Source organism: Marinomonas sp. AWM4_232 (assembly GCF_056158325.1).
On record NZ_JBSWTA010000001.1, the window covers coordinates 2938272 to 2952066 of the forward strand.

Below are 13795 nucleotides of genomic sequence, written 5' to 3' on the forward strand. Positions count from 1 at the left end.
CCTGGAAAGAAGTTTACTCTCTATGGTTCAACCAAACAAAAAACTGCGCTGGCTGCCTCGCGGTCCACGATTGTGGGCTCTCCTTATTGTTACGGTCTTTGTGTTGTTTTTGATGATTTACGAAGGCTCCGTTGAAGATGATCAACGGGCTGAAAATTACCGAGCTCTTCCGAATAGTCGCATAGAGCTAACCCCGATTACGACACAAATTGCGACGGCCCCACTTCCTCCTGATTTGAATGATCTTGCCCCGCCAACTGGTATAGGTGAGCGTGAACAAGCACCATCTGTTGTTGATCAGGTTGCCCAATCAGCACCTAAGCCAAGAGCTGTGGAACACCAAATCAAATCTGGAGACACTCTAGAAGGTATTTTTCAGCGCTACGGTTTTCCAATTAATACCCTTTATAGTGTGTTAGAAGCAGACCAAGAATACTTGGTACTTGAACCGCTTCAAGTAGGAGACAGTTTACGCTTTGAAACGAATGACAAAGATGAGCTGATTCGTATTTCCCGTAAAATTGACCCAAGTAAGACCATTGCATACGTGCAGCATGACAACGGTGGCTTCGTTTACAAAGAAGAATTGAAGCCTATTTCATGGAGTCAATTTACTAAGCACGGCGCAGTAGAAGGGAGTTTTTATCTGTCCGCGAAGCGAGCAGGGCTGTCGGATGCAAACGTGATGACGATCAGCGATTTGTTAAAAGGACGTTTAGATTTTCGTCGTGATATCCGTGCAGGAGACCCATTTGATGTGGTACTTAAGCAAGGGGATGTGAACGGCGAAAAAGTTGGCAGTGAACAGGTCGAAGCGATACGTATCAAGGTTCGCGGCCAATACTATCAGGCCTTCCTCAATAGTTCTGATGGCCGATTCTATGATGAGTCGGGGAACAGTTTAACACCTGCTTTGCGTCGTTGGCCTACATCTGTGACTTACCGTGTTAGTTCTGGTTTCAACCCAAATCGAATGCATCCTGTTACAGGCCGACCTTCGCCGCACAATGGTACAGACTTGGCCACGCCAAGTGGAACCAAGGTGCTGGCAACGGGTGATGGAATTGTAAGACGAACAGCCAATCATCGTTACGCGGGTAAGTACATTGATATTGATAATATCGGTAAGTACAGTACGCGTTTTTTACACTTGAGTAAGATCCTCGTTAAAAAAGGTCAACGGGTGAAGCGTGGGCAAGTGATTGCATTATCTGGCTCCACTGGTCGAGTTACTGGGCCTCACTTGCATTACGAGCTGCATATCAATGGTCGTCCAGTTAACCCTATGAAAGCCAAGATTCCGACTATGCAGTCGATTCCTAAATCAGAGCGAGGGGAGTTCGATAAAGCTATTGCTAGCTGGACTGCAATGATGGATGCGAAAGACATATTGTAGAAAGCATAAAAAACCTGCCGCGGCAGGTTTTTTTATGGGAGATAGTGCTACTCAGAAAGACTGTGCTTTCGTGCTCTCGCTTCAGAGTGAGCACTACGATGAAACTTATCGTGGGGTTTGGATTTTTGCCCCCCATCGTCATCTTGGAAGAAACTTGAGCGCTTAAACGCTTTTACCCGCTGTTCTTCAAGTTCACCTTGTTCAACGGCCTGCTTAACAGCACAGCCCGGTTCATTGGAGTGTGTGCAGTCATTAAAACGGCATTTCTCCGCAAGCTTGGCGACTTTCTCAAGGCCAGAGACGGAGCTTAACGCTTCGTTAGCTTGCAACTCTCGTAGAGCGGGAGAATCCAGTAAAACCGCACCATTAGGAAGTCTAAATAAGGCATCTTGCTTGACTGAAAAGTGCGTTGTATCCGCTTCAACATCGATTAGGCTTCGTACTAAGCGAGACTTGCCTGACCCCGGAGCCCCCAAAATGGCAACGGTCTTGCCCTTTTTAAAGAAACCTTTTAAAGCTTCTAGAGGTTCGTCAGATTTAGTGTTTACCGTCTCAATCATCAGCAGAGGATTTAATTGCTGAACTTGATCGCGTTTTTCTTCTACGCTGTCGCAAAGGTCTGCTTTGGTAAGGACCACAATGGCGTCTGCTTCCGCATCGTGAACTAGTTCTAAGTAACGTTTGATTAAGTCCAAATTAAATGACTCATCAAGAGCGCTGACAATTAAAACTGTGTCGATATTGGAAGCAATTAGATGTTGATCTTGATTGAAAAGCGCACTTCGGTCTAATTTTCGAACGAACTGGCTAGCCGCATCGACCACCACCCAATCCCCAATGGTCATGTTAGGCTGTGAGGTGTGTTTGGATAAAGAGATCAAGCCGTTTTCTGAAAGCAGAGCGTACTGTGAGGGTTCTACTTGGCAAACACGTGCAATTTTGTGCAATTCTAGGTCATCCAATGACAACTGTTGCTGGAAGTAGGTTTGCCATCCTAGTTCAAACAAAGAGATAGATGCATCCATTAAGATAACTCCAGGTGCATAAACACCAACAAACGAGATAAAGAATAGCCACTAGAATGCAAAAGTAGCCGTTCCTGTGAACAATTGACTATGGTTAAAGAGTACCCAATAACAGCAAGTCAATCATATTCGAGAGTAGCACAGTGTTTAACCAGTACAAATGTCTTTTTTGAGTTTTATGATTTTTCATAATGTGTAAGTTCGTGCATTAAAATAGGCATATTCTGTGCTTTGATTTACGGGTATTGTCGTTATCGATAAGGTAAGTCGTTACGGATATAAATAATGATGCCTATGAGCATTTTCTAGGGAGTCATAAGTATGTTGCTACACACAAATGTCTATCTGTTACTTGGCTTAGTTTTTCTCTTTTTAAGTATCAGTACGGCTGATGTCTATTTTCGAAGTGCTTGGGTGTGGGCTGCGGCTTCATTTTTTGCAGTCAGTCTTGCTTACCTGTTGAATAAACCTACCATTTTTCGCAAACGTGCAAATGGCACCATTCCAATAGCGATTCGTTGGCTACTGTGGCCTTTTCTTTGGATGACACAATGCTATAACGCGGTTGCCCGTCGACGTGACAAGGTGCCTGCAATCCAAGAAGTGGAGTCAGGGTTATTTTTAGCACGTCGCTTATTTCCCTCGGACATACACACACTTCGCTATCATGACATCGGTGCAGTATTAGATGTCACGGCGGAATTTGACTCCCTAAATTGGACCCTATTAGGGGAAGAGATTGATTACTTAAATGTCCCCATTTTAGATCATTCGACTCCCACTGAAGCCCAAGTAGAGCGAGCACTGAATTGGATTCATACCCACCGAAAAGATGGTCGTAGCGTGATCGTGCATTGTGCGTTGGGTAGAGGTCGCTCAGTGTTTATGATGGCGGCTTATTTGCTTAGCCAACACCCTGATAAAACGCCCGCCAGTGTTCTAAAGCAGATCAAAGCCGTAAGGAAAAGTGTCCATTTAAATAGAAAGCAACTGCATGAACTGACAACATTGCATCATAAGCAGGCCTTAAAGGTAAAAAATAGCGCTTGGCTGATTGCAAATCCGGTTGCTGGAACACGCCAATGGGAACACAGCAAAGAGCAGATTCTTGAGTTATTAAGTCCTTACTATGATCTAAATATTAAGACCACGTCAGAGGAGCGGAATGGTAGCTTTTGGGCCAAACAAGCGGTTGCAGCAAAGCCTGACCTAATCATTGCCTGTGGTGGCGATGGAACCGTGGCGGAAGTAGCGCAAGAGTTAGTGAATACACAAATTAAGCTGGGGATTATTCCTCTTGGAACAGCGAACGCTTTGAGTTATGCGCTGTGTGGGATTGGTGTCAAATTAAATCCGATTCAAACTGCTTGTATGGCGTTAATTGAAGGGGTTGAACGTCGTATTGATACAGCCAAATGTAATGACGAGGTGATGCTCATGCTTTGTGGTGTTGGCTTTGAGCAACAAATGATTGTCAAAGCCGATAGGACCAAGAAAAATACCAGTGGCCAATTGGCTTACCTGCAAGGTCTCTCTGAGGCAATTACTGCGAATGAGTCTACGACTTATCAAGTTTGTATTAATGATCATGAAACCATTGAAATTAATACGCCGAGTTTGACGATCGCCAATGCTGCGCCAGTGACTACATTGCTTGCACAGGGTAAAGGTGCGCCAGATATCTCTGATGGTGTGATGGATCTGACCTGGCTGTCCCCAGATAGAGCCCAATTACTGAATTTATTGGAACTGGTAGGGCACGGCCTAACAAATCGACTTGAGGATCATGTCTATGAAGGGGTCAATCATACCACTGCGTATCGTGTGTCTTTGAAGTCCAGTAGTACGATGGAATATGTTTTGGATGGCGAGAATCGTAGCGCTGATCAAATTACGATAGAGATGATTCCAAAATCTTTATCGGTTATGGTTCCGATGAAGCATGAAAGTGTTGGAAGTCAGATAGGAGAGCACTTAAATAAGCACTCCCCATAGCTGGAGAAATTAACCTTCAAGTCGAATTTTTAATGTTCCAGTAACTTGACCTGAGTTATCTGATGTTGGAGCATCAAACTCCAGCTCGTATTTATTGCGAGTTGGAGCAAAGGTGCCAATCAATTTTTGGTTAATTATGATCTGATAGGATTCAGTGAAAGTAATACTTAGCGGCTCAGACATCGCATTCTCTACCAGAAAGTTTTCTGTCAGCTTGATGATACGAGACTCTCCACGAACCCAGTTACCGACTAGTGATGGTGCTTTAAACGCTCTATCTTTTGTCACCTCAACAGAAGACAAATGGAGTTGCAACACATCTCCTTTACTCGGATGTTCCCTGCGTTGATTAACGCGTTTATCAAGTGCCACAATTTGAGATGTTAAGTCACTTGTATAACTCTTTAACTCTTCTACTTTACTAGCCAGAAGAGCTGAGTCATTTATAGAGGGAACCGATAGCTCTTTTGGGCTAATGGTTCGACCTAAACGCTGCTCAAGTTCCTCGATATTTTGTTGCGCTAACAGTTGAAGATTTTTATATTGAGTTAATAGCTCTTCATCCGTCGCTTTGTTTATGTGCTCTGACTCTTTAACATCCGATGTTTGTTTTTCTGGTGTGGCATCGTGTGGTGCAGCTGGTTCCTCTATCTGTGTATCTACAGAAACTGGTTCACTAACAGGTACGCTACTGGGCGTCGAAGTTGTAGGTAAGGAACACGCTGACAATAACAAAGGGAAAAGAACAAAACTGGTGCGTAAGATCCTCATACTCAAAAAAATTCCTAAAATGAAAAAATATGCGCCAAGTATGCGGTAATGGGGCTGCGATGTCGAGTGAAGGAGTCGTAAACACATCAAGGGAAATCAACATCCCTTGATGTACTAGAGCTCTTTCATTATCTGGTGTTCCAAGCAATACAATCTTCTAGTGTTACTCCTTTGCCGCCAAAGATATCTAATGCACTGCCAATGGTTAAATCCACCTCACCATTAGACAATTCATGAACTCTTTTAAGGTCGTTCAAAGATCTTGCACCACCAGCATAAGTGACGTCTATAGGGCAGCCTTGACCTAACAAAGCTACTAACTTCTCATCAATGCCAGCTTGCAGGCCTTCAACGTCTGCCGCATGAATCAAGAATTCGTCACAGTGATTGGCAAGCTCAATTAAGTTTTCCAAATTGACTTCAGTTGAGGTCACTGTTTGCCAGCGATCTGTGGCAATAAACCAACTGTCACCCACTTGACGGCAGCTTAAATCAAGCACCAAACGATCGGTTCCTGTTTCACGCTTAATTTTGTCTAAGCGGTCCCAAGAGAACTCACCGTCTTGAAAAAGATAAGATGTCACGATGACGTGGGATGCGCCTGCTTTTAGATATTCAGCGGCATTTTTTACGGTCACGCCACCGCCGTATTGGAGGCCGTCTGGATAAGCTCGTAATGCACTTAATGCTTCCAATTTGTTTTGCTTGTCTTTGCCTAGTGCAATAACGTGGCCACCGGTGAGGCCATGTTCACGATATAGGGTGGCGTAATAGGCTGCATCATAGTCGCTAATGAAGTTTTCTTTTGCGCCAGTATCATTCAAGCTCCCGCCTACAATTTGCTTAACTTTACCCTGATGTAGGTCGATGCATGGACGAAATAGTGTCACTGAAGGCTCCAGTATCCAATCAAAAAGGACAGTGATTGTAACGAACTTGTCAAAAGATGCGAAGCAAGATTATGAAACCTGTGTCTGCTGTTACAATACATTGCTTACAAATAACCTCTCTAGGGAAACTTATGTCGCTGAAAATCTCCAATACTGTTGAAATTCCTGATCATGAAATTGAGATGACGGCGATACGTGCACAAGGGGCTGGCGGTCAAAATGTTAACAAAGTCTCCAGTGCCATACATCTACGCTTCGACATTTTACAGTCATCTTTGCCTGACCGTATCAAAGAACCATTACTTGATTTAAAAGATGGCCGCATTTCAAAAGATGGGGTTCTTATCATTAAAGCGCAGCAGTTTCGCACCCAAGAAGCGAATCGTGAAGATGCCTTAAATCGTTTGCAAAGCTTAATTCTTGAGGCCATTCGCCCACAAAAAATGCGCCGTCCAACTAAGCCAACCAAAAGCTCGCAGAGAAAACGCCTAGATAACAAAAAAGCACGAGGTGCTATCAAAAGTCAGCGACAGGCAAAGTGGTGAGCCAAGGCTTTATTATTAACAACTGATATAAGAAACATCTCCTTATTTCAAATTAATATAAGCTTATTGCTTTTTGTGTTGACTGTTTTGGTTAATGAGATTCTAATGTAGCATTCTGCGATACACTGGGTGGCGTTGTTGGCTAGGTGTTGAAAAAACTTCTTGTAAAGAATGTGTAAGCTGCTTTAAGTGAACTCATAAGTGACATTTATTGATCTAACGCAATGACCCATAAGCGCAGTTAATAAATAATTCAAATGTATGCTAACCATACATTCATTGAATGACTTGGCATTAGTTGGCGACCAAAAGAAATAAGAGCATTGAAGTGCCTAGGAAGCGCCGCCGTTTTCTTACGTTAGACATGGGTTAAGATCATGATTAATGAAGCAGTTGTAGAGCTTTCGCGATTACAGTTTGCGCTCACAGCCATGTACCACTTTTTGTTTGTACCTCTGACTTTAGGCCTCTCTTTCCTTCTCGCGATTATGGAGTCTGTGTACGTCATTACTGGCAAACAGGTGTACAAAGACATGGTGCGCTTTTGGGGTAAGTTGTTCGGGATTAACTTCGCCCTAGGTGTTACAACCGGTTTGACTATGGAGTTCCAGTTCGGAACAAACTGGTCTTACTACTCGCATTACGTAGGCGATATCTTTGGTGCGCCATTGGCGATCGAAGGTTTGATGGCCTTCTTCCTAGAATCAACATTGGTTGGTTTGTTCTTCTTCGGTTGGGATCGTTTAAGCAAAGTGAAGCACCTAATGGTGACTTGGCTGGTTGCACTAGGATCTAACTTATCTGCATTGTGGATCTTGATTGCCAACGGTTGGATGCAAAACCCAGTCGGCTCTGAGTTTAATTACCAAACCATGCGTATGGAGTTGGTGGACTTCGGTGCTTTGTTATTTAACCCAGTGGCGCAGGTGAAATTTGTACACACTGTTTCAGCGGGTTATGTAACCGGTGCGATCTTCGTACTTGTGATCTCTAGCTACTACTTACTTAAAAACCGTGATCTAGCCTTTGCGCGTCGTTCTTTCGCCATCGCTTCAGCGTTCGGTTTAGCCGCTACTTTAAGCGTTATCATCCTAGGTGACGAGTCAGGTTACGAGCTAGGTGAAGTACAGCGAGTTAAACTGGCTGCGGTTGAAGCGGAATGGGAAACTCATGAGCCACCAGCACCGTTTACCGTGATCGGCTTCCCGAATCAGGAACTTGAAGAAACAGAATATGCCTTGCGCATCCCTGGCTTGATGGGCTTGATTGCTACACGTTCTCTAGACGAAGAAGTGGTAGGTATCAAAGAGCTAAAAGAATATCACCGTCAGCGTATCATTAACGGTATTTACGCTAATCAGTTACTAGCTGAACTACGTGCTGGTAACGAAGACCCGTTGCTTAGAGAGAACTTTGATAAAGTGAAAGATGACTTAGGCTACGGTCTATTGGTGACCGCTTTCACTGAAGATCTTGATAACGTCACACCAGAGCAATTAGATATGGCGGTCGATTACTCTATTCCTAAAGTGGCGCCGTTATTCTGGTCGTTCCGCATCATGGTGGCAGCTGGTTTCCTAATGTTGGTCACTTTTGCAGTGGCTTTCTACCAAAATGCTCGTCGCCGTATTGGTCAGAACCGTCTATTCCTCAAAGCCATTATGTTCACGCTACCGCTACCATGGATTGCCTGTGAAACCGGTTGGTTTGTAGCGGAATACGGTCGTCAGCCTTGGGCCATTGGTGAAGTGCTGCCTGTTCACGTGGCGGTGTCGAATCTGACAACAGGTCAAATTTGGTTGTCACTAGGTCTTATGACTGCTTTGTACACTGTGTTCTTAATTGCAGAAATGTACTTGATGATCCGCTTTGCGAAACAAGGTCCTTCAAGTCTGCACACTGGTCGCTATGCGCTAGAGAAAGAAACAGACCAGCTTAAAGCGCAGGAGGTTTAAGATGGATTATGAAATGTTAAAAGTCATCTGGTGGGTATTGGTTGGCGTATTGCTGATCGGTTTTGCCATCACCGACGGCTTTGATATGGGGGTTGGTTCGCTTTTGAACGTTATTTCAAAAGACGATTCAGAGCGCCGTATTATGATTAACTCGATTGCCCCTCACTGGGACGGTAACCAAGTATGGTTTATCACAGCGGGTGGTGCTTTGTTCGCGGCTTGGCCTGTGGTGTACGCGACTTCGTTCTCAGGTTTTTACATGGCGATGATTTTAACCTTGGCGGCTTTGTTCTTCCGTCCAATTGGTTTCGATTACCGTTCTAAACTTGAAGGCACTAAGTGGCGTAAAAACTGGGACTGGGGCATTGGCTTTGGTTCGGCTGTTCCGCCAATCATCTTTGGTGTGGCGTTTGGTAACCTACTACAAGGCGTACCATTCCAGTTTGATGAATACCTACGTGTAACTTACACAGGCTCATTCTTCGCACTGCTTAACCCATTTGCGATTCTATGTGGTTTAGTGAGCTTGCTAATGCTTGTGACACAAGGGGGTGCTTGGTTGCTACTAAAAACGGAAGGCAACCTGTTTGCTAAAGTTCGTAAAGCAACCATGGTGTCAGGCGTACTAACGGCTGTGTTGTTTGCGCTAGCAGGTGTTTGGTTAGCTTACGGTATCGATGGTTACGTGATCACAAGTGAGTTCGATGGTAACTCTGCTATGACTCCGCTGATGAAAACAGCAGAAGTTCAAGCGGGCGCTTGGTTAGCGAACTATAGTGTTTTCCCAGCTTTAATCTTAGCTCCGATTGTTGGTATTGCTGGTATGTTGCTAGCAGGGCTGATGGGTGCAGCAGGTCGTGGTGGTATGGCGTTCCTACTGTCTTCACTGGGTATTGCTGGCATCATCATGACTGCGGGTGGCTCTATGTTCCCATTCCTAATGCCGTCTTCTACTTTCCCAAGTATGAGTCTGACTATGTGGGATGCGACATCAAGTGAAAACACCTTGATGATTATGTTTATCGTGGCGTGTATCTTCGTCCCAATCGTGTTGTCTTACACTGTTTGGAGTTACTTCGTGATGTTTGGTCGTCTCTCTAAAGAGCACATCGCTAAAAACTCACATTCACTTTACTAATATGCAATGGGGTAGGAGAAACCTACCCCGGTTTAAGGAGTCATTATGTGGTATTTTGCTTGGGTGCTGGGTGTGCTACTAGCGTGTTCATTCGGCATCATCAATGCTGTCTGGCTTGAATTTTCTGGCTACGACGGTGAATCTCCAGACGATTCGATGTAATCAAACTAAGGTTCAAATGACCTTATGATGTAAGGCTTTCGCGATGCGTAAACGACTAAAGACACCAGAACAGCAGTTTCTATCTGAACTACAGCAAGCAGAAAAGAAGCGCTTTCAGACTGTAAAGTGGTTGGGCGTCTTAATGGCGTTGACGATCGTTGCGCAAGCTTTAGGTCTGGCAAAAGTCATCGCAGACTTGGTACTTGAGGGGCGCTTTCCCCTCAGTGCCGCATTGCTTGCAGGTGGCGCATTTCTTTTAAAAATCGTGGTGCAATTTGTGCGTGAACAACTATGTGCCAGCGCCAGCCGTAATATTCGTTTTTCACTTCGTAAACGCTTGATTAATCATTTAACGAAACTTGGTCCTAATCGTCTGCAATTGGACGAAGATGCAGGGCTATCGACTCGCGTTTATGAACAAATTGACGCACTTGATGACTATTTCAGTCGTTATGTGCCACAAGTTTTCCTAGTCACTTTTATTCCTCTGACGATCATGTTGGCTGTGCTGCCCGTATCATGGATCGCCTTTTTTATCTTTGCGTTTACGGCGCCACTAGTGGTGTTCTTTATGATACTCGTTGGTTATAAAGCTGCGAATGCTAACCGTAAGCAGTTTAAAGTGTTATCGCTACTATCCAATCAGTTTATGGATTTGAACCAAGGTATTGCGGAACTTAAACGCTTAGGGCAAACCGATAGCGCCCGTGAACGTTTGTCTCTGACTGCTTCTGAGTATCAAAAAACGACCATGGGTGTGTTGCGTTTGGCATTTCTGTCTACGGGCACACTAGAGCTCTTTTCATCCGTAGCGATTGCTATGGTTGCTTTGTATTTAGGGCTTGGCTTGTTAGAGCAACTGCCTTGGCAAACAGGTGTATCGCCGGTCAGTTTATTTGCCGCATTCTATTTATTGTTGCTCGCGCCAGAGTTTTATTTACCGTTGCGACAGCTTGGTAATGACTACCACGCTAAGCAAAAAGCCGAGGCGGCTGCGACCGACATTCAGGCCATTCTTGATGTTGAATTGAATGCATCAAGTGAGCATAAGCAAGTATCGGCACATGAAGTATCAGCACTTTCATCGACGCCTATGATTGAGCTAGTTGACTTACATTGGCAGCAAAATGGTCGAACTCGTTTGGCTAATATCTCGGCTGCTATACAGCAAGGTGAGCGGGTGTGGCTAAGAGGAGAATCTGGAGCAGGTAAGTCAAGTTTGATGTCTATTCTGCTTGGCTTTGAACAGCAATATCAAGGATCCATCTTAATTGAAGGTACGCCACTTTATCCGATGGATTTGCAAGCTTGGCGTCATCGTTTGGCTTGGTTGCCGCAGCAGCCGGAGTGGGTGCAAGGCACGATTCGCCAAAATCTAGAATTAGGACTTGGTCAATGCAGTGACGATGAGTTACGCACGGCTTTGATTAAATCCCAATGCTGGGACTTCGTTGGCCAGCTTAGATTTGGTTGGGATACTCCAATCAGCGAAGCAGGAACAGGGTTGTCTGGTGGACAAATGCAGCGTTTGTCTATCGCCCGTGCTTTGCTAAGTCAGGCGGATATTTGGTTATTAGATGAGCCTTGTTCTGGACTCGATTCAGAAACGGCCGAGCAAGTTTTGAATACTCTCGACGAAGCGAGCTTTGGCAAAACCGTATTGATCATCAGTCATGATACGCATCCTGTTGTGTGGGCAAATCAGCAATGGGTAATGACAAAAGAAGGTGTGCATGTCGAAACGCAAACCCCAATTTCTTACGTTTAAATCACTGTTGCTAGAGAACCCTTTTGGGTTATTGGTGGCAACGTTAGTTGGCATTATTTCAAGCCTAGCGGCCGTTGCGTTGTTGGGAATTTCTGGTTGGTTCCTCTCAGCAGCAGGTCTTGCCAGTGCAATGGGCGCAGCACTGGTGTTTAACTTTTTCACACCGGGCGCGTTGGTGCGACTAATGGCGATTCTTCGAACCGCTGGACGTTATGGTGAGCAAGTGTTCTCCCATGATCACCTACTAGGCTTACTACGTAGCCTTCGTTTATGGGTGTGGGATCAGAGGGTTAATACACCTCAGGCTAAGGTTAATAAACAAACTAAAGGTGACTTATTACAGCGCCTGGTTGGCGACTTGGATCAAATTATTAAGTGGCCATTAGCGGTCGTCATGCCATGGGTATATGGTTTAATCGGCTGTCTTGGCCTGTTTGCGTTGGGAGCATTTGTCTCACCTATGCTGATGTTGCCCATTGCCGTTTATGGTGTGGTGCAGTTATCGATGATTCCTTGGTTAGCTAATAGAGCTGCGTTGTTATCCGTTTATACAATGCAGGCTTTATCTGTGCACCGTCGAAGCCGTTTTATGTCGGTATTTTCGGCGTTGATTACGTTAACCATTCGCGGTCATTGGCAACATTACAGTGAGCGCTTGGACAACTTAGATGAGCGCCAACGTAAGCTTCAAGCTCGTTTGCAGCGCAGTATGTCAATGACAAAATTGATCAGTCAATTAATGAGCTTTTTGCTAATCGGTAGTTTCTTCGTTTTATGTTTAGAAATCTCTGATCAAGGCATTAGCATTCAAGCCGAGGTGGAAGCCACATGGTTGGTGGCATTAGTGTTGGCAGCATTAGGCGTCAATGAACTGATGCAACCCATTGCCAATGCTGTGTTGGCTCAAGGCCAGTCTAAAGTAGGTCTTAAAAGACTGAATCAGCTTGCGATATCAAGCACGAAACAAGAACTAGAACATGAGCAAGTTCTACCTTTTGCCAGCATTTCTCTACGCGAATTTTGCGGTCGATATGAGACGTCTGCTATTCATCTGCCGAAAGTGAATTTTGCTCTGGCTCAAGGTGGTTCAATGCGCCTTGTTGGCACGAGCGGCTCGGGTAAGAGTACATGTTTGGCCGCGTTAGCTGGTGATTTAAACTACAGTGGTGAAGTCTGGTTGGATGACCAGCGCTTGACTTTTTTAGATGCGCCATCGTGGCGCAATCAACTAGCGTTTCTATCGCAGCAGTCGGTTATTTTTCAGCAGAGTTTAAGAGCGAATCTGTGCCTTGGTAATGCGACTGCAACGGATGCAGAGTTGTATCAAGTGCTTCATACTCTAGGTTTAAAAGAGTGGGCTGAAGCTTTACCAAACGGTCTCGATACGCTTTTAGGTGCACAAGGTCGTGATATTTCAGGTGGCCAAGCTCGCCGCATTTGTCTTGCAAGAGTGTTGCTGCGTGGCTCACCTTTGCTGATCTTAGATGAGCCCTTTGATGGCTTAGACAGTGTCAGTATTGAGCGAGTGTGTGAGGCCTTAACTCATGGTCCATATCGTCCGGATTTTCTGATTTACGTGAGTCACATTGATACTGCCTTAGACCAATACTCAAATTCGTATTCTTTGAATTAAGATTGGTTACAATTTCTTAATAGCTATTCGAGTTACCAAAATGCAAAAAGCCCACATTTAATGTGGGCTTTTAATTTGAATATCGACTAGTGCCTAGGCAGTTTCTTCAGCTGCTTTAGCTTTTCTAAGCATGTCATGCAGAGTGTCTTTTAAGTGCAGACGACGCTTCTTAAACTCTTCTTCCTCTAGTGTGCTAGCCAGCACAATTTCTTTTTCAATATTTTCAATTTCATTAGTTAAGAAATGATACTCATCGAATAAGCGTCGGAAATGAGCATCGTGCATTTTTAATTCATGAATTTGTTCTTTGTATTCAGGTAATTCATTTACCAAGCTGTGGTTTTCGATAGGCATTTCAATTCTCCTTGATTGTTCTCTTAATCTCTAACTCAAGAGTACGCTTCTTTTGACTCAGGTAAATTGATTTCGGTCATTTGTAGAATAAATGCATAATTTTGGCGTTTTCAGGAAACTCTTGCCTATTTGAACAATATTACACTGCCTGCTTAGCACAGCT

The 13795-nt window shown here is 44.5% G+C and carries 12 protein-coding genes; 8 read left to right on the top strand and 4 right to left on the bottom strand.

What is annotated here, in order from left to right; translation table 11 throughout:
- Window positions 1–22 precede the first annotated feature (22 nt).
- Entirely contained in the window at window positions 23–1396 is a 1374-nt protein-coding gene (locus ACXAC1_RS13940) for a peptidoglycan DD-metalloendopeptidase family protein (RefSeq protein WP_475062193.1), read from the top strand.
- A gap of 47 nt (window positions 1397–1443) precedes the next feature.
- Here the strand turns inward: ACXAC1_RS13940 and rsgA are convergent, their stop codons facing one another.
- Window positions 1444–2421 carry a GTPase RsgA gene (gene rsgA / locus ACXAC1_RS13945; RefSeq protein WP_475062195.1) on the bottom strand — a complete coding sequence of 326 codons (978 nt, stop codon included), beginning with the start codon at window positions 2419–2421 and terminating at the stop codon, window positions 1444–1446.
- A gap of 321 nt (window positions 2422–2742) precedes the next feature.
- On the opposite strand from rsgA, the gene ACXAC1_RS13950 reads away from it, so the two are divergent.
- Window positions 2743–4416: a diacylglycerol kinase family protein gene (locus ACXAC1_RS13950; RefSeq protein WP_475062197.1), complete on the top strand. Its 1674-nt coding sequence runs from the start codon at window positions 2743–2745 to the stop codon at window positions 4414–4416.
- Window positions 4417–4425: 9 nt separating this feature from the next.
- Here ACXAC1_RS13950 and ACXAC1_RS13955 read toward each other — a convergent pair whose 3' ends face one another.
- Complete coding sequence (locus ACXAC1_RS13955) at window positions 4426–5193, bottom strand: hypothetical protein (protein WP_475062199.1); 768 nt, start codon at window positions 5191–5193, stop codon at window positions 4426–4428.
- A gap of 122 nt (window positions 5194–5315) precedes the next feature.
- Window positions 5316–6077: a phosphoribosylformimino-5-aminoimidazole carboxamide ribotide isomerase gene (gene hisA, locus ACXAC1_RS13960; protein WP_475062201.1), complete on the bottom strand. Its 762-nt coding sequence runs from the start codon at window positions 6075–6077 to the stop codon at window positions 5316–5318.
- A 131-nt stretch (window positions 6078–6208) separates the two neighbouring features.
- Here hisA and arfB point away from each other — a divergent pair, with 131 nt between their 5' ends.
- The 6 genes from arfB (at window position 6209) to ACXAC1_RS13990 (ending at window position 13278) form a co-directional block, all read left to right on the top strand.
- Complete coding sequence (gene arfB, locus ACXAC1_RS13965) at window positions 6209–6622, top strand: alternative ribosome rescue aminoacyl-tRNA hydrolase ArfB (protein ID WP_475062203.1); 414 nt, start codon at window positions 6209–6211, stop codon at window positions 6620–6622.
- 377 nt (window positions 6623–6999) lie between these two features.
- Window positions 7000–8577: a cytochrome ubiquinol oxidase subunit I gene (locus ACXAC1_RS13970; RefSeq protein ID WP_475062205.1), complete on the top strand. Its 1578-nt coding sequence runs from the start codon at window positions 7000–7002 to the stop codon at window positions 8575–8577.
- Window position 8578: 1 nt separating this feature from the next.
- Window positions 8579–9715 carry a cytochrome d ubiquinol oxidase subunit II gene (cydB, locus tag ACXAC1_RS13975; RefSeq protein ID WP_475062207.1) on the top strand — a complete coding sequence of 379 codons (1137 nt, stop codon included), beginning with the start codon at window positions 8579–8581 and terminating at the stop codon, window positions 9713–9715.
- 45 nt (window positions 9716–9760) lie between these two features.
- Window positions 9761–9877, top strand: coding sequence for a cytochrome bd-I oxidase subunit CydX (gene cydX, locus ACXAC1_RS13980; protein ID WP_133563865.1), 117 nt, complete (start codon window positions 9761–9763; stop codon window positions 9875–9877).
- Window positions 9878–9920: 43 nt separating this feature from the next.
- Window positions 9921–11645 (top strand): thiol reductant ABC exporter subunit CydD, encoded by a 1725-nt coding sequence (gene cydD / locus ACXAC1_RS13985; RefSeq protein ID WP_475062209.1) that lies wholly within the window; start codon window positions 9921–9923, stop codon window positions 11643–11645.
- A complete protein-coding gene (locus ACXAC1_RS13990) occupies window positions 11611–13278 on the top strand; it encodes an amino acid ABC transporter ATP-binding/permease protein (RefSeq protein ID WP_475062211.1) in 1668 nt (555 codons plus the stop codon). Before cydD ends, ACXAC1_RS13990 begins: the two co-directional genes overlap by 35 nt.
- Window positions 13279–13371: 93 nt before the next feature.
- Here ACXAC1_RS13990 and ACXAC1_RS13995 read toward each other — a convergent pair whose 3' ends face one another.
- A complete protein-coding gene (locus ACXAC1_RS13995) occupies window positions 13372–13632 on the bottom strand; it encodes an HP1242/YdcH family protein (RefSeq protein WP_475062213.1) in 261 nt (86 codons plus the stop codon).
- Window positions 13633–13795 lie beyond the last annotated feature (163 nt).

What these genes read in the sequence shown, in the direction of transcription:
- ACXAC1_RS13940 (WP_475062193.1), top strand. Translation starts at nt 23, where the DNA reads ATGGTTCAACCAAACAAAAAACTGCGCTGGCTGCCTCGCGGTCCACGA.
- rsgA (WP_475062195.1), bottom strand. Translation starts at nt 2,421, where the DNA reads ATGGATGCATCTATCTCTTTGTTTGAACTAGGATGGCAAACCTACTTC.
- ACXAC1_RS13950 (WP_475062197.1), top strand. Translation starts at nt 2,743, where the DNA reads ATGTTGCTACACACAAATGTCTATCTGTTACTTGGCTTAGTTTTTCTC.
- arfB (WP_475062203.1), top strand. Translation starts at nt 6,209, where the DNA reads ATGTCGCTGAAAATCTCCAATACTGTTGAAATTCCTGATCATGAAATT.
- ACXAC1_RS13970 (WP_475062205.1), top strand. Translation starts at nt 7,000, where the DNA reads ATGATTAATGAAGCAGTTGTAGAGCTTTCGCGATTACAGTTTGCGCTC.
- cydB (WP_475062207.1), top strand. Translation starts at nt 8,579, where the DNA reads ATGGATTATGAAATGTTAAAAGTCATCTGGTGGGTATTGGTTGGCGTA.
- cydX (WP_133563865.1), top strand. Translation starts at nt 9,761, where the DNA reads ATGTGGTATTTTGCTTGGGTGCTGGGTGTGCTACTAGCGTGTTCATTC.
- cydD (WP_475062209.1), top strand. Translation starts at nt 9,921, where the DNA reads ATGCGTAAACGACTAAAGACACCAGAACAGCAGTTTCTATCTGAACTA.
- ACXAC1_RS13990 (WP_475062211.1), top strand. Translation starts at nt 11,611, where the DNA reads ATGTCGAAACGCAAACCCCAATTTCTTACGTTTAAATCACTGTTGCTA.
- ACXAC1_RS13995 (WP_475062213.1), bottom strand. Translation starts at nt 13,632, where the DNA reads ATGCCTATCGAAAACCACAGCTTGGTAAATGAATTACCTGAATACAAA.